Source organism: Bacteroides celer (genome assembly GCF_002632415.2).
Taxonomy (GTDB): Bacteria; Bacteroidota; Bacteroidia; order Bacteroidales; family Bacteroidaceae; genus Bacteroides.
This window is the reverse complement of sequence record NZ_CP178209.1, coordinates 5,488,258-5,508,466: the sequence shown is the minus strand read 5'-3', so window position 1 is coordinate 5,508,466 and position 20,209 is coordinate 5,488,258. Positions and strand designations below refer to the sequence as shown.

13 protein-coding genes are annotated in these 20,209 nt (G+C 43.5%); 11 read left to right on the top strand and 2 right to left on the bottom strand.

Annotated features, from left to right (window positions below; all coding sequences use genetic code 11):
• The first annotated feature begins 14 nt into the window (after nucleotides 1-14).
• The 4 genes from CJF29_RS22030 to CJF29_RS22015 all read left to right on the top strand — a co-directional run bounded on the left by CJF29_RS22030 (nucleotide 15) and on the right by CJF29_RS22015 (nucleotide 6,406).
• The gene (locus CJF29_RS22030) at nucleotides 15-2,063 is read left to right on the top strand and encodes a RagB/SusD family nutrient uptake outer membrane protein (protein WP_099146442.1); all 2,049 of its coding nucleotides are present in this window, start codon (nucleotides 15-17) and stop codon (nucleotides 2,061-2,063) included.
• Nucleotides 2,064-2,083: 20 nt separating this feature from the next.
• Nucleotides 2,084-3,103 (top strand): DUF4973 domain-containing protein, encoded by a 1,020-nt coding sequence (locus CJF29_RS22025; protein WP_099146443.1) that lies wholly within the window; start codon nucleotides 2,084-2,086, stop codon nucleotides 3,101-3,103.
• A gap of 218 nt (nucleotides 3,104-3,321) precedes the next feature.
• Entirely contained in the window at nucleotides 3,322-4,674 is a 1,353-nt protein-coding gene (locus CJF29_RS22020; protein ID WP_074558412.1) for a sulfatase, read from the top strand.
• Nucleotides 4,675-4,711: 37 nt separating this feature from the next.
• Nucleotides 4,712-6,406, top strand: a complete 1,695-nt coding sequence (locus CJF29_RS22015) for a sulfatase-like hydrolase/transferase (RefSeq protein WP_099146451.1) — start codon at nucleotides 4,712-4,714, stop codon at nucleotides 6,404-6,406.
• A 135-nt stretch (nucleotides 6,407-6,541) separates the two neighbouring features.
• On the opposite strand, the gene CJF29_RS22010 is transcribed toward CJF29_RS22015, so the two are convergent.
• Entirely contained in the window at nucleotides 6,542-9,106 is a 2,565-nt protein-coding gene (locus CJF29_RS22010) for a hypothetical protein (RefSeq protein ID WP_413544512.1), read from the bottom strand.
• Between the two features lie 6 nt (nucleotides 9,107-9,112).
• The gene (locus CJF29_RS22005; protein ID WP_099146444.1) at nucleotides 9,113-10,915 is read right to left on the bottom strand and encodes a glycoside hydrolase family 2 protein; all 1,803 of its coding nucleotides are present in this window, start codon (nucleotides 10,913-10,915) and stop codon (nucleotides 9,113-9,115) included.
• Between the two features lie 260 nt (nucleotides 10,916-11,175).
• Here CJF29_RS22005 and CJF29_RS22000 point away from each other — a divergent pair, with 260 nt between their 5' ends.
• From CJF29_RS22000 to CJF29_RS21970, 7 genes are all read left to right on the top strand, one after another.
• Entirely contained in the window at nucleotides 11,176-12,768 is a 1,593-nt protein-coding gene (locus CJF29_RS22000; protein ID WP_176553125.1) for an arylsulfatase, read from the top strand.
• 18 nt (nucleotides 12,769-12,786) lie between these two features.
• Nucleotides 12,787-14,157 carry a sulfatase gene (locus CJF29_RS21995; protein ID WP_008998092.1) on the top strand — a complete coding sequence of 457 codons (1,371 nt, stop codon included), beginning with the start codon at nucleotides 12,787-12,789 and terminating at the stop codon, nucleotides 14,155-14,157.
• A 54-nt stretch (nucleotides 14,158-14,211) separates the two neighbouring features.
• Complete coding sequence (locus tag CJF29_RS21990; protein ID WP_008998091.1) at nucleotides 14,212-15,588, top strand: arylsulfatase B; 1,377 nt, start codon at nucleotides 14,212-14,214, stop codon at nucleotides 15,586-15,588.
• 34 nt (nucleotides 15,589-15,622) lie between these two features.
• A complete protein-coding gene (locus tag CJF29_RS21985) occupies nucleotides 15,623-17,002 on the top strand; it encodes a sulfatase (RefSeq protein ID WP_099146446.1) in 1,380 nt (459 codons plus the stop codon).
• A 633-nt stretch (nucleotides 17,003-17,635) separates the two neighbouring features.
• Nucleotides 17,636-18,049: a helix-turn-helix domain-containing protein gene (locus tag CJF29_RS21980; RefSeq protein WP_099147678.1), complete on the top strand. Its 414-nt coding sequence runs from the start codon at nucleotides 17,636-17,638 to the stop codon at nucleotides 18,047-18,049.
• Nucleotides 17,965-18,648, top strand: a complete 684-nt coding sequence (locus tag CJF29_RS21975) for an IS630 family transposase (RefSeq protein ID WP_141561047.1) — start codon at nucleotides 17,965-17,967, stop codon at nucleotides 18,646-18,648. The genes CJF29_RS21980 and CJF29_RS21975 overlap by 85 nt, the downstream gene beginning before the upstream one ends.
• Before the next feature lie 18 nt (nucleotides 18,649-18,666).
• On the top strand, nucleotides 18,667-20,187 hold the full coding sequence (locus CJF29_RS21970; RefSeq protein ID WP_081353400.1) for a sulfatase family protein: 1,521 nt from the start codon (nucleotides 18,667-18,669) through the stop codon (nucleotides 20,185-20,187).
• Nucleotides 20,188-20,209: the final 22 nt, after the last annotated feature.

Below are 20,209 nucleotides of genomic sequence, written 5' to 3'. Positions count from 1 at the left end.
TAAATGCATGAAAAATGAGAAAGATATATAAACTGTATATTGGTATTATATTGAGTGTGATTGCCGTCGCTTGTTCGGATAACCTCGACTCAGACAAATATTTTAAAGACCGTCGTTCTTTGGAGGATGTTTTCACTGACAAGGAAAACACGGAAGAATGGTTAGCGCATGCCTATTCCTTTTTAGGTGGATACAATCTGGAAGTATCCAACATGCTTAATACAATCACTAATTTTGCCGATGATATCTACTTCGGTGGTAACAGTCTTGATGCGTATAAGACATTCAAAACAGGTACTTATGATGAGAGTTACCGACATTCGTGGAATGATAGTTATAAAGGAATTCGTCAAGCATCTATCTTCATTCAAAATATTGATATGAATACGAAGTATACGGAAGAAGAGAGAGCTGATATGAAAGCACAGGCACGTTTCGTTCGCGCTTACTATTACTGGCTGTTGCTTCGTAAATACGGTCCTGTACCCTTGTTGCCTGATGAAGGACTTGATTACACTGCTGATTATGATGATTTGGAAATTCAACGTAATTCGTATGATGAATGTGTGGAATACATCGAATCGGAGATGCGCCTGGCAGCTAAAGACCTTCCTCTGACGCGGCCCATCAATCAGGTAGCGCGTCCTACTCGGGGAGCAGCATTGGCGGCTCGTGCCAGAGCATTGTTGTATTCAGCGAGCCCTATCAATAATCCCCGTCCGGGAGATCCGGATAAGTTCTCGGATTTGGTAGACTACGAAGGAAATTGCCTGATGTCTCAGGAATACAATGAATATAAGTGGGCTAGGGCAGCGGCTGCGGCAAGAGATGTAATGGAACTCCCCGGAGAAAATAACGGTCGCCGTTATGAACTCTATCACAAAAAGGCTACTAATATTGCTGAACCCGGATATCCTGCTACTATTGCCCCTTATCAGGATGGCGACTTCTCGACAAAGACATGGAACGAAGGTGGATATAGTGATATAGACCCTTACGAATCTTACCGGGCAGTTTTCAACGGTTCGTTAGCGATGTATCAGAATCCGGAGTTGATTTTCAGTCGTGGACGTAACCAGGGAGCAAACAGTATTGCTGAAATGGTGAAACTCCAGATGCCGAAGACTTTAGGTGGAGGAAGTAATGCTTATGGTATGACACAAAAGATGTGTGATGCTTATTATATGGTAAACGGAGACGAATTCAGCAGAGAACATTTTAAAGAAGAGTATCCTTCCGGCACGCGTTTTGTTACCAAAAAGGAGGTTGAAGCAGGTACATATCCTCAACTAAAAGAAGGTGTATATAAGGAATATGCGAATAGAGAACCGCGCTTCTATGCTTCTGTTTCTTTCAATGGTTGTGTGTGGGCTTTACTGAAAAATGCAGAGACGACAGACTATAAGAATGACGTAGAGAAACAAGTCAACTATTATTATGGTATCAATACTGACGGTTTCTCCGGTACAGGTATTTATCTGCGATCCGGCATCGGTATCATAAAGTACGTACATCCGGACGATACCAACCGTAAAGAGGTAAAAGCGAAAGCAGAACCTGCCATTCGTTTTGCTGAAATCCTGCTAATCTATGCCGAAGCCTTGAATGAACTGGAAGATGGATCCTCATACGACATTCCATCATGGGACGGATCTACCAGTTATTCCGTCAGACGTGACATTGATGAAATGAAAAAAGGGATCAGACAAGTACGTCGCCGTGCAGGTGTTCCTGATTATACAACACCGGAGTATCAAGACCGGGAAGTATTCCGCAAGAAGCTGAAACGTGAACGTCAGATTGAACTCATGGCCGAAGGGCAACGTTATTTCGATTTGCGTAGATGGAAAGATGCAGAAGTGGAAGAATCTAAGAAGAATTACGGATGTAATTTCTATATGTCGGATACAGAGGAGCAGAGAGAGCAATTCTATACTCCGATTGAAATTGCGGACTTACCTACTGCCTTCTCGCGTAAGCTCTATTTCTGGCCTATCAGCCACGATGAGCTAAAACGTAATAAACGGTTGACGCAGAATCCGGGATGGACATACAATGATTAATCTCCTAATAAGAATATGATATGAAGAATATATATATTTATTTAAGTTTATTGGCTGTCATCGTCTTGGGAACCGCTTGCAATAATGAGTGGGAAGATGAGCAGTATGAACAATACGTATCTTTCAAAGCGCCTATCGCTTCAGGAGGCGATGGTGTTACTACCATCTACGTCAGATATAAGGATAATGGAAAAGTGACCTATCAGTTGCCTGTCATTGTCAGTGGCTCTACAGTAAATGGACAAGACAGAGATATACATATAGCAGTGGATATGGACACATTGAAAACGTTGAATATCGAGCGCTTTAGTCTTTATCGTCCGGAATTGTGGTATACGGAAATGGAGGAAGATAAATATGAATTTCCCGAAACGGTACATATTCCTGCCGGTTCGTGCGTAGAACAATTAAATATTGATTTTAATCTACAAGGCATTGATATGTTGGAGAAATGGGTTTTACCGTTAACCATTGTTGATGATGGAGCCTATGATTATCAAAGTCATCCACGTAAGAACTATGCAAAAGCTTTGTTGAAGGTAGTACCTTTTAATGATTATTCCGGTTCGTACACGGCTTCTTCCATGAAAGTGTACACTTATATAAATGGTAAGCCTGATACGAATGCAAGAACGACGAACAAGCGTACAGGATATGTGATAGATAACAATTCCGTATTCTTTTATGCCGGTCTGATTAATGAGGATATGGATAAAGACATACGTAAGAAGTATAAAATCAATGTACACTTCAGAGAAGATGGAACATTGGATATGGAACCGGACGATCCAAGTAACGAAATGGAATTCAAACTGATAGGAACACCTATCTATAGTAGTACATCGATTATGGATGCTACACGTCCTTATCTGGAACGTCGTTATGTTCAAATCATGTTTGAATATGATTTCCAGGATTTTACCTATGGTGGAAGTGCAACGGAAGTGATTCCCATCAAATATAGAGTGGAAGGAAGCATGACGCTTCAGCGGAATATCAATACCCAGATTCCGGATGAAGATCAGCAGATTGAATGGTAATCCTATAAATAAATAGTAATAGGGAAGATATAGGAAATTATATCTTCCCTATTCGCTTATAATAGATTATGATTAGCTGCTCCCACCTTTGTTTACCTGTTTTTTTCCTTTATTGATTTGTATTTTTCCCTCTCTCTTAAAAAACTTCCCTACTTTTGCTCTGTAGGTCAGTCACACAAAAACCGACAAAAAATACAGTTAATTAAATCAGAATAATTATGAACATCAAGAAACATTTGCCTTGGCTCGGAGCTTTGCTACCTGTGGCCAGTATGCAGGCAGAAACAAAACCGAATGTTGTCATCATCTACGTAGATGATATGGGAATCGGAGATATCGGTTGTTATGGAGGTAAGTTTGTTCCTACTCCGAATATTGATAAGATAGCGCAGGATGGATTGTTATTCAATCAGTATTATTCATCCGCACCAGTCAGCTCACCTTCACGTTGCGGATTAACGACAGGCAAATTTCCTATTGAAGTAGGAATTAATACCTTTTTAAATAATAAAGCTAGCAATAAGAAGTGTGAACAGCGTAACTTTTTGAGTGACGAGAATCCTTCCATGGCACGTGCTTTTCAAAGTGCAGGTTATGCTACCGGGCATATAGGTAAATGGCACATGGGAGGCGGACGCGACGTACATAACGCTCCTTCTATTAAGAATTATGGTTTCGACGAATATATATCGACGTATGAAAGCCCGGAACCGGACCCGGCAATCACTGCTACCAATTGGATCTGGTCGGCTAAAGACAGCGTGAAACGCTGGAGACGTACCGAATACTTCGTAAATAAGAGCATTGACTTTGTCAAACGTCATAAAGACCAACCCTTCTTCCTGAATCTGTGGCCGGATGATATGCATACTCCTTGGGTACCGGAATTTAAGCAAAAGGAAAACAAAAGCTGGAATACGGAAGAAGCCTTCATTCCTGTTCTTGCTGAAATGGATAAACAGATCGGACGTTTTATCAAAGCACTGGAAGAACTGGGATTATCAGAAAATACAATCGTGATTTTCACCAGTGACAATGGACCGGCTCCTAGCTTCCAATCCGCTCGTGCTGCATATATGAGAGGAACAAAGAACAGTCTTTACGAGGGTGGTATCCGTATGCCGTTCCTGATTAAATATCCCAAGAAGATAAAGGCAGGACAAGTGAATAACGAAAGCGTGCTGTGTGCAGTCGATTTATATCCGTCTTTATGTGCGATAGCCGGAATTGGAACAGAGAAAGGTTATCAGGGAGACGGACAAAATTATGATAAAGTTCTTTTAGGTAAGTCGAAAGCTAAACGTAAAACGGATTTGATGTGGGATTTTGGCAGAAATGAATTCTTTAAAAAACCGGGAAACCCACATGACAGAAGTCCTCATCTAGCTATCCGCAGTGGCAACTGGAAACTGCTGATAAATAGCGATGGAAGTGATGCGCAGCTATACGATATAGAGAAAGACAAATTCGAAAAGAATGATATAGCGAAGTCACACCCGGAAGTAGTCGCTAAGTTGGGTGAAAAAGTTTGTAAGTGGTTCGATGCGAACAAAGACAAAGGAAAAGAGTGATACAATGAAAAACAAATTAAAAATAGACATTAAACTTATGAATTCAAAATTATTTCTATTACCAACAGCCCTGATGGTTGCCGGTCATTCTGCGGCAGAAGCAAAGGGCAAGAAATCTGATAAGAAGCCTAATATCCTGGTGATTCTGGCAGACGACCTTGGTTATTCCGATTTGGGATGCTATGGTAGTGAAATCCACACCCCTAATCTGGACAGACTGGCAAAAGAGGGCGTACGTTTCAACCATTTCTATAATGCCAGTCGTAGTTGTCCTACACGTGCCTCTTTATTGACAGGTCTTTATCAGCATCAGGCAGGTATCGGCCGTATGACCTTTGACGGGCATTTGCCGGGATATCGCGGTACACTTTCACGTAATGCCGTTACTATTGCCGAAGTATTGAAAGAATCGGGCTATACCACCAGTATGGTTGGAAAATGGCACATTGCCGAAACACCGTTGCGTGACGATCAGCGTGAATGGCTGGCCCATCACGTCGTTCATGAGACATTCTCTGATTTATGTCATTATCCCGTAAACCGTGGCTTTGACTCTCATTACGGAACAATTTATGGAGTGGTGGACTATTTCGACCCGTTCAGTCTGGTAGAGGGCGAAGTGCCTGTGAAAGAAGTACCGGAAGGGTATTATATCACACAGGCTCTTTCAGACCGTGCCGTAAAAGAAGTGAAAGAGTATGCGAAAGATGACAAACCGTTCTTCATGTATCTTGCCTACACTTCACCTCACTGGCCACTTCACGCACTTCCGGAAGATATTGAAAAATATAAGGATACCTATAAAGTAGGTTGGGAAGCCATCCGTAATGCCCGTTACGAACGTCAGAAGCAGTTAGGTATTTTCCCGGGAATGGATGATTTCCTGTCCGAGCGTCAGTTTAACGACAAATGGGAAGATAATCCGAATGCCGAATGGGATGCCCGTGCTATGGCTGTTCATGCTGCTATGATTGATCGTATGGACCAGGGAATCGGTCAGGTTATCGATGCGCTTGAAAAGACCGGCCAGTTGGACAATACATTGATCCTTTTCCTGTCTGACAATGGTTGCAGTAATGAAGAATGTCAGAATATGAGTGGAGGAGAAAATGACCGTCCGGATATGACTCGTAAGGGAGAGAAGATTATATACCCACGTAATAAAAAGGTATTGCCTGGCCCGGAGACGACTTATGCTTCATTGGGAGCTCGCTGGTCAAATGTAGCCAATACTCCGTTCCGTTTCTGGAAAGCGAAAGCCTATGAAGGAGGTATCTGTACTCCGATGATTGCGCACTGGCCGAAAGGAATCAAAAAGAATGTGGGAGGAATGACTCCTGAAATCGGACATGTGATGGATATTATGGCAACCTGTATCGATATGGCGGGAGCTACTTATCCTACTAAATACAAAGGAAATGATATCATCCCGATGGAAGGAAAGAGCCTGCTTCCTATCTTCAAAAACGGACATCGTGAAGGGCATGATTATCTTGGTTTCGAACACTTCAACGAACGCGCTTTCCTTTCTAACGATGGCTGGAAACTGGTTCGTCCGAAAGATCGTGAACAATGGGAATTATATAACCTGAATAAAGATCGCAGCGAGAAGCATAACTTGGCTGCCCAATATCCTGAAAAAGTAGCGGAAATGGCTAAGGCATACGAAGCATGGGCGAAACGCTGCATGGTAGAACCTTACCCGGGACAGAAAAAACAGAAAAAGAACTAATAGCTATTGTTTGAGTACAAGCATTTATAATCATTAAATGAATAATGGGGATGAAGGATTCCGAATCGGGAATAACTTCATCCCCATTCATTTTATAGGGGAATTAAATAACTAATTCAGTAAGAAACAGATGGACTATTGCTCTATTTTCCCAATGGTAGAATACCTCATACTTCCTATCTGTCCATCTTTACCCAGCGTTTCCGCTTGAATAATCAACGGAGTGGAATATTGGTTATTATAACATTCAATCACCGCTTTCCCATTTCCATCAGCTTGTACGGATGGATTCCAGTATAACGTCCGTCTTTTATCTACTTTATCCATGTATAGCTCCTTGGTAGGGTAGGCAGGAGAATAATATTCCAATGGACGGGTATATCCCTGAATAACAGTTTGCCGGGTACCTAATACAGCACTTTGGCTCTTATTCAACACATCGCGTCTGGGCAGGGGAATCAGGTAGAAAACACTATATCTGTCCAGTTTGCTTATGTCGACTCCCGTGCTATCGGTCACCTCGGACATCTTTGTATTTTGGATAATGTCGTCATCAATACCTCCGGTGCCTTTGCTAATGATGATAGAAGCCAATCCGTCCACCTCGGTCAGCATCATTTGAGTTTCTGTTTCAGACAAAATGTGATTATCCATAATATAGCAGATCGGTTTCTGACGATACGTATGCTTGTCATTGGTGCGATCCCAATAAAATTGCGGACTCAACTTTTCCATTAATTCGGGAATGGTGGTGACAATCTTTCCATTATCGCGTAATACATCCACCGAACGGCGTACATCGTAATAAGCATCAATACTCTTCTCGCTGATCTTGGTAGCCATGTTGCTTCCTTGCCGGCGTTTACTTTTTATTTCCACCTCATCCAATACATAAAGTCCTTCTACCTTCCGGATAGAATCCATGTATAGAGAATCAAAACTCTCGGCTTTCTGTTGCCAGTAGGCCAGGTCTTTCCATTCTGGATGAAGCTCCTTATAGCCGTAAGCCCGCGGAGCGGGGGAGAAATTACGGTCGATCAGGATAGAAGCATCCTTATTACGTTCTTTACCGACTTTCCGGGTTTGGATCACCGCTTCTGTTGTTCCTTCAAAATCTTCCACCGGAATGGTGAAACGGCCGTTTTCATCGGTCACGGTTCCTCCGGTTATGAATTGATCGTCCTTCTTCACTATCACGCTAAGTGCAATATCTTTCAACTTATTCTTGAGAATGGTTGATTTCACTTGCCCGTTCAGTACCAATTGCGCTTCCGGCAATTGAAGCGGAGTGAAAGGAGCGGTAGAGATGGCCTGGCTCATGTCGTATTTACGCCATCCGTGCACCATCAATAAAACATCCAGTTCGGTTTGCTTTCGCGGAGACGGGGATGCGAAGTAATAACCGGGTTGATGGATATATCCTTTCAAATCGGAGGTTAACAGCAGATCCGTGAAAATATTGTTGTCATACTCCAGATAATCCGACCGGACACCGTCTCGAATACTGACCGACAATTCTCCGGATACAGGTTCTCCCTTAGCATTCTTTACTTGCAATTCGCAACGAATGGGAGCGTAGGGGGCGTACACCTCTTTCAGTCCTTCCGTTGATATTTGCAGGGGAGCACGCGGATTGGCAAAGACAAAACGTTCGCACAATGTATTACCTGCCCGGTTGATGAGGCTGACCTGCAGTACACCTGCCGGTAGTTTACGGGTGGGCAGAATAAACTCCTGCGGAGCATCCGCCCGGCAACTAATCAGCTGGTGGATAGATGGACGCCCTTGATGACTGATAAATACAGCCAATGTGTCTTGAGGAGTGGCGGCATTACAGGATACTCTCACCAAAAGAGCACCGGCATTACTGACAGTACTCAAAACATACCCGTTAGGCAATGCCTGTGGAAGTGTGAATTCATATTTCTTTCCTTGAAAACTGACTTTAGCAATTGCGGGTTGATCGGAAGGGGTATATTCAAAATGTCCCATTCCATCGTGCAAAGTCTCGAAAGAGGTGATCTCTGTTCCTTCTTTGGTATAGATCGTCCCCGATAATTCAATATTCCCTCCATTCTTACTCTCCGCCTTGAAAGCGACCTGCGAAGTCACCCCCTCTACTAATTGTCCTCCTTCGGGGAAAAAACGCACATTTAACTTCTCCTCCGTTTCAGACGGGCGGTTCTCCATCGACGAACTTAATTCGTAAGTCGTGATACTACGTTCCAGTTTATCGCTATTGGAAAGCTGATAAATAGGAAAAGTGCGCGAAAAATATTGTGGTTCATTAAAAGCAAGCATCCAGCGCGTATAAGCGCGTACCTCATAGTAACCGGATAGCATTGAATGAGGAAGAATGAATTGTCCGTTCCCTTCTCCCTGCGTCAGCTTGATAATTTGTTTATCTGCTATATGCCCTGTCTGGTCTACTAACTCCACATACAGAGGGCGGCTGATTAGACTGAAAGTCTGTTTTTCGGCAAGGGTGACATAAGCTTTGAACCAAATTGTGTCACCGACATAATAACTCGTATTATCAAAATGTAAATACGCTTTCTCCCGTGGAAAGTTGTTGGCGAATGTTTGTGCCTGGTTCATGTATTGTTGGAATACAACCTTGGCGGGAGGTACTTCTCCTGACACATACGCGGTCAGGAGAGTACACAATACGGATATCACTAAGATTCGCTTTTTTATCATGATAGCTTATTCTTTAATTTTCAAAGATCTGTTACTTGGGATCTTTTCGAAAATAGTTTTAATTCGTTTCATTTCCAGCTTGGGACGACGATCATAGTAGTAGATACCATTCTTTTCCTGCTCAATATCTGTCAGTTGAGTATAGCAGAATCCGGTCACCTCTTTAGCATTTGCTATCGCATCCATAAATCCCTCCAATCGTTCGTAGAAACCTTCTTCACTTGTAATCGTTTTGCCATATCCCCATGAAGCCTTGTCTTTATGTTCCCCGGTCCAAAGCATTCCGCCAAACTCTCCGATGAAGAACGGTTGATGATTGTAGAATGCTTGTTTTTCATTAGGTTTTAAGTAGCGTGCGAAACGCGCAGTATCGGACTCATAATTACGGATTCCCCAGATATCCGTCAGGAAATGGGTATCGCCGGCAATGCCGTTGACTAATCGTGTGGGGTCAATAGCTTTCGTCAGGCGGTATGTATCAATGATTAAACGCGGCATCTTGCCGGATATAAGAGTATAAGGATTTTCGAGCGGCTGATTGAAGGGAACCCATGCGATGATGGATGGATGATTATAGTCCCGCATAAGTATCTCCGACCATTCCGTCAGGAAATAGCGGGCTGCCTCTTCTTCTTTATAATCCATTCCCCAGTTGGCAGATTCTCCCCAAGTAATAAATCCCAGTTTGTCGGCCCAGTAATGGAACCTTTCTTCAAATACTTTTTGATGAAGACGGGCGCCGTTGAATCCGGCCTCTTTGCTAAGCAGAATATCATTCTTTAGTGCTTCATCAGTGGGAGCGGTCCAGATACCGTCCGGGTAGTATCCTTGGTTTAGCACAAGCCGTTGGAAGTAAGGTTCGTTATTCAGATAAATCTGTCCGTTGGAAGTGTGTACTTTGCGCATTCCCACGCGCATTCCCACGTATGATTTTACCTCATCGATAACCTCCCCATTGGCATTTTTTATACGGTAGGTTATGTCGTATAGGTAAGGGTTTTCCGGACTCCAGAGTTTCATGTCCTTAACCGGGAGAACAACGCTGGAACCGTTATTACATTTCACCACTTTGCGACTTACCTGACGACTGTTGTCATATAAAGTAATTTCCAGTGTCTCATCGTTCGAAGAACGATAAAATTCCGGTGTGACGATTAATTGTTGTTGATCGATATCCGGATTCGTCCGGGCAGATCTCAAACCATACGGAGAAACGGCTTCTAGCCATACCGTCTGCCAGATTCCGGTGACACGGGTATAAAAGCAACCGTATGAATTATACTGGGTAGATTGTTTGCCCACTGCTTGAAGCCCTGAACGGGTCTTGTCAGCAACAAAAACGACCAAGCTATGCGTATTTCCCGGTTCTACAGCCGGAGTGATGTCCAGCGAGAAAGAAGAACTGCCCCCGTCATGATTGCCGAGATAGTTTCCGTCGATGTATATTTCTGCGTGATAATCTACTGCACCAAAGTTCAACATGATTTTCTTATTTTTCCAATTTTCAGGTATGGAAATAGAACGTTGATACCACATTTGTTCGATGAAATCCGTGTGATTTACTCCTGATAGTTTACTTTCGGGACAGAAGGGGACGGTGATTGTGTTGCTTAACTGCTTTGCGGTAGTTAATTGTCGGTTCTTTCCAGAATTCGACAAATCGAATTCATAGGTCCATGTTCCGTTTAAATTAATCCATTCGGCTCTTTCGAACTGCGGACGTGGATATTCCGGACGGGGAATATCATTGGTCGCATTTACTGTAAAGGATAGTAGTAAACCGACCAAAACAAGCTGTGTCTTTCTCATTTTGTTACTTTTTAGTTTTGCGTTTCTGAGTGATATCTTCAACGTATTGATTTGATACAAAGGTAACGAGATTGAAATTTAGAACAGGAAACTATTTGTTCAATAAAGGACAAAAACTGTTCATTGTTAAAATAAATGCTGATCGAGTAATTATGTGTTTTTTTTGTGGATATACCTGATTTTGTTCTTTATTGATTAGCATTTTTCCTTCCTTTTGCATAAACTTCTCTACTTTTGTTTTCCAGATAATTGATAATACTATGGTAAAGAAGAATTTCTTAATGACTGCCCCCTTACTGATGGCATCGTTTTGTTCGGCACAGGAAAAGCCGAACGTCGTACTGATTATGGTAGATGATATGGGTTATTCCGATATCGGCTGCTACGGTGGAGAAATACTGACCCCTAATATTGATGCATTGGCATCCAAAGGAGTACGCTTCACCCAATTCTACAACACTTCACGTTCTTGCCCCGCCCGAGCCAGTTTAATGACAGGACTGTATCAGCATCAGGCAGGTATCGGGCAAATGTCCGAAGATCCGTTTAAGCAAGAGAATCAAAAGAGCCCGAACGACTGGGGAGTGCCGGGATATAAAGGATTCCTCAACCGGAACTGTGTCACAATAGCCGAGGTATTGAAAGAAGGAGGCTACCATACTTATATGGCAGGTAAATGGCATCTGGGAATGCATGGAGAAGAAAAATGGCCCTTGCAACGGGGATTTGAACGTTTCTACGGCATTCTGGCAGGAGCTTGCAGCTACCTTCGTCCATCAGGAGGACGCGGGTTGACGCTGGATAACACCAAACTTCCGGAACCGGAAGCACCTTATTATACAACAGACGCATTTACCGATTATGCAATCCGCTTCGTTGACGAACAAAAAGACGACAAACCTTTCTTCCTTTACCTGGCATTTAACGCTCCTCACTGGCCCTTGCAGGCAAAAGAGGAAGACATTCAGAAATTCACCAAAATCTATCGTGAGAAAGGATGGAATGAGATTCGCGAAGCAAGACGGAAACGAATGGCTAAGTTGGGAATTATCGACTCGAACACAGAATTCGCCGAATGGGAAAACCGGAATTGGGACGAACTGACGGAGAAAGAAAAAGATGAAGTAGCCTACCGGATGGCAGTTTATGCAGCACAGGTGCATTGTGTAGATTATAATGTAGGAAAATTGCTGGATTACCTGAAGAAGAATCATAAACTGGACAATACGCTTGTCATGTTCCTGTCCGACAATGGTGCTTGTGCCGAACCTTATGCAGAATTGGGAGGCGGCAAGGTGTCGGAGATCAACGATCCGTCTCACAGTGGGATGCCTTCTTACGGAAGAGCATGGGCGCAGGTTTCCAATACTCCGTTCCGCAAATACAAATGCCGTTCTTATGAAGGAGGCATTTCTACCCCTCTTATCGTGTCGTGGAAAAACAATCTGAATAATAAAAAAGGGGAATGGTGCCGTGTTCCCGGTTATCTGCCGGACATTATGCCGACTATTCTGGAAGCAACAGGAGCTGCTTACCCGGAAACTTATCACGGTGGAAACAAAATACATCCATTGGTAGGCAGCAGCCTTCTCCCCGCTATTCATAAGAAAACAGACTCTTTACACGAATATATGTACTGGGAACATCAAAACAACAGAGCAATCCGTTGGGGTAACTGGAAAGCGATCCGCGACGAAAAAGGAAAAGAATGGGAACTGTATGATGTGGTTAAAGACCGCACCGAACGTAACAATCTGGCAGAACAACACCCCGAAGTACTGACGAAACTGGTTACCGAATGGGAGAAATGGGCGAATGCTAACTTTGTATTGCCTAAACATCCGAAGAAATAAATAAGGGAGGAACACGAAATGAATAAATTACTATTGAGTGCATCCGTTGCATTGGGTGCTACCAGCCTGTCTTTTGCGCAGCAAACGGAAAAACCGAATTTTCTGTTGTTCATAGCCGACGACTGTTCTCATTATGACCTGGGTTGTTATGGAAGCGTTGATTCGAAAACTCCGAATATCGACCGTTTCGCTACACAGGGAGTACGTTTCACGCAAGCTTATCAGGCTGTTCCGATGTCGTCACCTACCCGTCATAATTTATATACCGGTCTGTGGCCAGTACGTAGCGGCGCTTACCCCAATCATACTTGTGCCGATAAAGGAACATTGAGTGTCGTGCATCATCTGCAACCACTGGGCTATAAAGTTGCATTGATTGGAAAATCGCATATCGCTCCGAAATCAGTATTTCCTTTCGACCTTTATGTACCTCCTCTGAAAGGAGGGGAATTGAACTTTGAAGCAATTCAGAAATTTATCTCCGACTGCAAAGCAAACGGAGAACCCTTCTGTCTGTTTGTCGCTTCCAATCAGCCGCATACCCCCTGGAATAAGGGAGACGCTTCGCAATTTAATGCAGATAAGCTAACCTTGCCCCCTATGTATGTGGACATTCCCCAGACACGCGAATTGTTGACTCATTATCTGGCAGAAATCAATTTCATGGACCAGGAGTTTGGCAACGTCCTTTCTATCCTGGATAAAGAAAAGATGACAGATAAATCTGTTGTCGTATATTTGAGCGAGCAAGGCAACAGCCTGCCTTTTGCCAAATGGACTTGTTATGATGCAGGAGTACATTCTGCCTGTATCGTTCGCTGGCCGGGAGTGATTAAGCCGGGAAGTGTGAGTGATGCATTGGTAGAATACGTCGATATTGTTCCTACTTTTGTCGACATAGCAGGAGGAAAGCCACAGGCGAAAGTGGATGGAGAAAGCTTCAAACCGGTGTTGACAGGTAAAAAGAAAGAGCACAAAAAATATTCTTTCTCCCTTCAGACCACGAGAGGTATCAATGCCGGATCGCCTTATTACGGAATCCGTTCGGTATACGATGGCCGATACAGATATATTGTCAATCTCACTCCGGAAGCTACTTTCAAGAATGTTGAAACCAATTCTCCTTTGTTTAAAGAGTGGGAGAGCCTGGCGGAGACAGATGCTCATGCAAAAGCAATGACGACTAAATACCAGCATCGTCCTGCTATCGAACTGTACGATGTGAAGAATGACCCGTATTGCATGAAAAACCTGGCGGAAGATGCGACACAAACCGCTACCATCAGCCGATTGGATAAAGAATTGAAACGTTGGATGAAGGATTGTGGAGACGAAGGGCAAGCTACCGAGATGCGTGCCTTCGAACACATGCCGGGAAAGAAAAAATAAGCCGTCACACATCAAACGAATAAAACACAGAATGTTATTTATAAATCGTATATCATGAAAAAAGAATTTTTTGGTTTGCTTTGTGGATGTACTCTGCTTCCGGCATTTCTTCATGCACAGACAGAGCGTCCTAATATTGTGATTGTATTGGCCGACGATTTGGGTTGGGGAGATGTCGGATTTCATGGAAGTGAAATCAAAACTCCCTGTCTGGATGCTCTGGTTGGAGAAGGAGTGGAGCTCGAACGTTTTTATACCTCTCCTATCAGTACACCTACCCGTGCGGGACTGATGACGGGACGTTACCCGAACCGTTTTGGTGTCCGTTCGGCTGTTATTCCGCCTTGGCGTGAAGACGGTCTGGACGAGAATGAAGAAACGATGGCCGATATGCTGGCACGCAACGGATATAAGAACAGAGCCATTATCGGTAAATGGCATCTGGGACATACGAAGAAAGTGCATTATCCGATGAATAGGGGCTTTTCACATTTCTACGGCCACCTGAACGGTGCAATAGATTATTTCGACCTCACGCGTGAGGGTGAATTAGACTGGCACAATGATTGGGAAACTTGCCATGACAAGGGATATTCTACCGAACTGATTACCAAAGAAGCCATCCGCTGTATCGATGCTTACGAGAAAGAAGGTCCGTTTATGCTGTATGTAGCTTATAATGCACCTCACACTCCGCTGCAAGCACAGGAAAAAGATATTAAACTTTATTGTGATAACTTCGACAGCCTGACACCGAAAGAACAGAAAAAAGTGACTTACAGTGCAATGGTTTCCTGTATGGACAGAGGAATCGGAGCTATTGTAGATGCCTTGAAGAAGAAAGGAATAATGGACAACACTTTCTTTATCTTCTTTAGCGATAACGGTTCTGCCGGTGTTCCGGGATCCTCATCAGGACCATTGCGCGGACATAAATTCGACGAGTGGGACGGAGGTGTACACGCACCGGCTGTTCTCTGTTGGAAGAAAGCGGAGAAACAATATAAGAACTTGAGCTCACAAGTGACAGGTTTTGTTGACCTTGTTCCTACATTGAAAGAACTGGTAGGAGATCACAGTCGTCCGAAACGTGAATATGACGGTATCAGCATACTCCCTGTATTGAATGGTAAGAAGAGCTGCATCGACCGCGATTTTTATCTGGGACACGGAGCCGTAGTCAATAAAGACTATAAACTGATAAGAAAAGGCATGAAACCGGGACTTGATTTGAAACAGGATTTTCTGGTTGAGTATAAAACAGATCCTTACGAAAAGAAAAATGCCAGCATAGGAAACGAGAAGATTGTGAAAGCATTGTATCAGGTTGCAGTGAAATACGACACCATTACTCCTTGTCTGCCGGAAGTACCCTATGGCAAAGGCCGTGACGGATTCAAAGCTCCCAAAGAATGGAAAGTAGTACGTTAATGATGTTGACCCAATAAATTGAAAATAATACAAGATGGAAAAATCAATGATTAGTATGTGCCTCCTAGGCGGATTGGCGATAGGAAACGGGTTTGCCCAAACTCCTTCGAAGCCTAATATTCTATTAATCATAGCCGACGACTGCTCCTATTATGATATAGGTTGTTTCGGGGCTGTAAACAACAAGACTCCTCATATAGACGCACTGGCGGAGCAGGGGATAAAATTCAACAATGCGTATAACTCCGTTTCGATGAGTACGCCTACCCGTCATTGTGTTTATACGGGGATGTATCCGATGCATCATGGTGGTTATGCAAACCATAGTTCGGTCAATGCCGATGTAAAATCTCTTCCCACTTACCTGGGAAATCTGGGCTACCGGGTTGGATTAGCCGGAAAATGGCATATCAAACCTTTGGCTAACTTCCCGTTCGAAGATGTACCGGGATTCCCCAAAGGATGTACAAGCACAAATACAGATTATCATACCAAAGGTATTGAGAAGTTTATGGAACGCGATTCTTCCCAACCTTTCTGCCTGGTATTGGCTTCTATCAACTCGCATGCTCCCTGGACGGGTGGTGACGCTTCCGTCTTCGACCGGAAGAAACTTCAGTTGCCGCCTCAATTTGTCGATACGGAAGTAACGCGTGAATACTATGCCAGATATTTGGCAGAAGTCGGTCTGCTCGACCAGCAGGTGGGCGACGCCATGCAGATTCTGAAAGATAAGAATTTGTTGCAGAACACGCTCGTTATTTTCATCTCCGAACAAGGTACGCAATTTGCCGGAGCTAAATGGACGAATTGGAGTGCAGGTGTCAAGTCGGCGATGGTTGCTTCCTGGCCAGGTGTCATTAAACCGGGTGTGGAAACTTCTGCCATCGTGCAATATGAAGATCTTCTTCCTACGTTCATTGACGTTGCAGGCGGAGAAATTCCTGACGTGATAGACGGAAAGAGTCTGCTGGGCGTATTCCAGGGAAAAACAAAGACACATCATAAGTATGCTTATCATGTTCACAACAATGTTCCCGAAGGTCCGGCCTATCCGATTCGCTCCATTTCAGACGGACACTATCGTTTGATCTGGAACCTGACTCCGGAAGAAACATACGTGGAAAAACATATTGAAAAGGCAGAATGGTATCTCTCCTGGAAAGCACAGGATTCGGATCGGGCACATAAAATATTGAACCGTTACAAGAATCGTCCCGAATTCGAGCTATATGACATCAAGAAAGATCCGTTCGAGATGAATAATCTGGCGGATGTGAAGAAATATAGTAAGAAGAAAGCCGAACTGACGATGGAACTGCAAAAATGGATGAAGCAGCAAAATGACACCGGAGCTGATAAAGACCAGCCACGCACCCCTAAGAACAAGCAGAAGAAAGCAGCCAATGCATAGCATTCCACAATTCTATCGTTATTTGCTCTCTGAAAGAGATTTTATTTTTTTATTTCTCATTTCTCATAAAATCTCGATAATTGGCTTGTAATCAAATGTATATAGTATGAGAGATGTTTTTAAAACAGGCATCTCTCATACTTTTTATAGATATTTTAACGGAAAAAGGGCTTTCTCTCATGCATTTTTCAGTGATTTCTCATACACTTCTCATAGTTCTATCGTGCATTTCTCATGCACTTCTCATCGAAATTGCACGGATGATGGGGACTGTAAACGCTTACATTGAAAACAGATGAAGAGCATTCTCCGTTCAAACAACCTGATATCCTCCTGTTTTCCATTCGTTCTTGCCTTGTTATTGATAAAGCATCTATATCGTTCCACTGGAGTGGCACGATCTGTTCACTAGAGTGCACAGGCCTGTTCACTGGAGTGAAAGGAACCGTTCACTGGAGTGGAACGAAAGAGATGGCAGTAGGATAATACGGGCATGCCGCTTGGAAAACATGAAGGCATAGGCGATATCACCTATTAACTACGGTTTTAATACATTAAATAAGTAGTTATTCATAATTATTTCACATATGTCGAAATTGCATTATCTTTGTCTCGAACCAAACCGCAAGACAAATGAAAATCAAGAAATTGACGTTGAGCGATTCCGAACGTCGGGAACTTACCACCGGTTTCCGTACAGGCGAAAGCCATTGTTTTCGTATGCGTTGCCGCGCCATATTGCTCAAAGCAGAGGGCTTGAGTGCGCCCCAAGTGGGAGCACAAACGGAAATGACCGCCCAAACCGTTGGCAGTTGGGTCAAACGTTTCGAAAACCAAGGAATCCAAGGATTATATACACGTCCGGGACAAGGTCGCAAAGCCATCATGGACTGTTCGGACGAGGAAGCTGTGCGCAAAGCCATCGAGTCGGACCGACAGAGTGTGCGTGCAGCCAAAGAAGCCTGGCAGAATGCTTCGGGCAAGGAAGCGAGCGAATCGACGTTCAAACGTTTTTTATCCGCATTGGCGCAAGATATAGACGTATAAGAAAACGTCCTAAGGGTAAGCCCTCGCCGCAGCTCTATGCGTATAAGACCGAGAAGCTGCAAGAACTTGAAGTACTTTTTGAAAAAGGCTCCATCGACCTCTTCTATGGTGACGAATCTCATATCTGCACGGAAGGCTATGTCCCTTACGGGTGGCAGTTTTCCGGAGAAGACGTTTACATTCCTGTCGAAAAAGCCAAACGGCTCAACATCTTTGGTATGATTGACAGGAATAACCGCTTTGAAGGTTTCTGCACCTGCGATTCTGTTGATGCAGAGAAAGTCGTGGATTTCCTCGACAGGTTCTCTTTCAAGCTCAACAGAAAGACATTTGTTGTGCTTGACAATGCAAGTGTACACCGTAATGAGAAAATAAAGCGAATGCGTCCAATATGGGAAAAACGGGGACTTTTTCTTTTCTACATTCCCCCATACTCTCCTCATTTGAACATTGTGGAGACCCTTTGGCGTATTATGAAAGGGAAATGGCTCCGACCGCAAGATTATGTCACTACAGAATCGCTGTTTTATGCCACAAATAGGGCTTTGGCGGCGATAGGAACACAACTGAATATTAACTTTAGTCATTATGCTGCTTAATTTTGATTAGTTACTTATATGAATAAACTAATCACAATCTCTTCTGCACTTCTTGCAGTAACTGTTGCAAAAGCGCAAACACCCAATATCGTGTTTATATTGGCTGACGACTTAGGCTACGGAGACATCTCCGCCTTTAATCCCGAATCTAAAATTCATACTCCTAACATCGACAAGCTGGCCGAGCACGGAATTGCCTTTACGGATGCCCATGCTTCCTCCGCTTTATCCACTCCTTCCAGATATTCTCTCCTGACCGGAAGATATCCGTGGCGTACCAAACTGAAACGAGGCGGTCTTGATGGTGATTCGCCTGCTATGATCGACCCTGAACGTCGCACAATCGCACAAATGTTTTCAGCCAACGGATACAATACTGCTTGTATCGGCAAATGGCATTTAGGCTGGGACTGGGGATATACGGACAATGGCAGAAGCATGAAAGATATTGATTTCTCGCTTCCAATCAAGAACGGACCTACCGACAGAGGATTTGATTACTACTTCGGCATCCCTGCATCACTGGATATTTCTCCCTATGTTTATGTGGAAAACAATAAAGCAACCTCTATCCCCGATCATGTAATAGAACCCCAGAAAAAGAACCTGGCTTTACTGATGCACGGAGGAATGGCAGGGGCCGACTTCAAACCGGAAGAATGTTTTCCCAACATCATCCGTCACAGCCTGAACTATATCAATGAGCAGAAAGGCAGTAAGAAACCGTTCTTTTTATATTTGCCTATTACTGCTCCTCACACACCTATATTGCCTTCGAAAGAATTTCAGGGTAAAACCAGTATCGGCCCTTATGGTGATTTTGTAGTCATGATAGACGACATGGTGCGCCAAATTGTAGAAACATTGAAGAAGAATAAACAACTAGATAACACCATCATCGTATTTGCTTCGGACAATGGCTGTGCTGCTTATATAGGCGTAAAAGATATGGAAAAACAGGGACATTTCCCCAGTTATATCTACAAAGGTTATAAGAGCGATATTTATGAAGGCGGTCACAGAATCCCGCTCATTGTCTCCTGGAAAGGAAAATACGGGAAAGAGACAAACAATTCTTTGGTTTCATTGATTGACTTTTATGCTACCTTTGCCCAAATGCTCAATCACAATTTGGAGACGGAAGAAGCCGTTGACAGTTATAGTATGTGGCCGATATTGAGTAAGAAAGGCACTTCCGCCCGTAAAGACCTGGTACATGAAGCAGGAGAGGGGTATTTGTCTTTACGCACTCCCCAACTGAAATTGGTATTTTACGGAGGTTCCGGTGGTTGGACATATCCCGTTAAACCTGTTGATGTGGCTAAATTCCCCCCGATGCAATTGTTTGATATCGTGAAAGATCCTTCGGAAAAAGAAAACATCATCGGTGACAAACGTTATGAGAATGAGGTGAAAGAGATGAAACGGACTATGAAGAAATATCTGGAAGAAGGACGCTCTACACCCGGTGAGAAAGTTTCGAATGATACGGAGAATAGCTGGAATCAGGTAAAGATCTTCATGCAGGAAGAAGAGTAAACCCATCGGAAAAAATAAAAAT

Excerpts from the sequence above, each read along its gene's own strand:
- CJF29_RS22005 (WP_099146444.1), bottom strand. The coding sequence starts at position 10,915 with ATGAGAAAGACACAGCTTGTTTTGGTCGGTTTACTACTATCCTTTACA.
- CJF29_RS22025 (WP_099146443.1), top strand. The coding sequence starts at position 2,084 with ATGAAGAATATATATATTTATTTAAGTTTATTGGCTGTCATCGTCTTG.
- CJF29_RS22010 (WP_413544512.1), bottom strand. The coding sequence starts at position 9,106 with ATGATAAAAAAGCGAATCTTAGTGATATCCGTATTGTGTACTCTCCTG.
- CJF29_RS21970 (WP_081353400.1), top strand. The coding sequence starts at position 18,667 with ATGAATAAACTAATCACAATCTCTTCTGCACTTCTTGCAGTAACTGTT.
- CJF29_RS22015 (WP_099146451.1), top strand. The coding sequence starts at position 4,712 with ATGAATTCAAAATTATTTCTATTACCAACAGCCCTGATGGTTGCCGGT.
- CJF29_RS21985 (WP_099146446.1), top strand. The coding sequence starts at position 15,623 with ATGGAAAAATCAATGATTAGTATGTGCCTCCTAGGCGGATTGGCGATA.
- CJF29_RS21995 (WP_008998092.1), top strand. The coding sequence starts at position 12,787 with ATGAATAAATTACTATTGAGTGCATCCGTTGCATTGGGTGCTACCAGC.
- CJF29_RS21980 (WP_099147678.1), top strand. The coding sequence starts at position 17,636 with ATGAAAATCAAGAAATTGACGTTGAGCGATTCCGAACGTCGGGAACTT.
- CJF29_RS22000 (WP_176553125.1), top strand. The coding sequence starts at position 11,176 with ATGGTAAAGAAGAATTTCTTAATGACTGCCCCCTTACTGATGGCATCG.
- CJF29_RS22020 (WP_074558412.1), top strand. The coding sequence starts at position 3,322 with ATGAACATCAAGAAACATTTGCCTTGGCTCGGAGCTTTGCTACCTGTG.
- CJF29_RS21990 (WP_008998091.1), top strand. The coding sequence starts at position 14,212 with ATGAAAAAAGAATTTTTTGGTTTGCTTTGTGGATGTACTCTGCTTCCG.
- CJF29_RS22030 (WP_099146442.1), top strand. The coding sequence starts at position 15 with ATGAGAAAGATATATAAACTGTATATTGGTATTATATTGAGTGTGATT.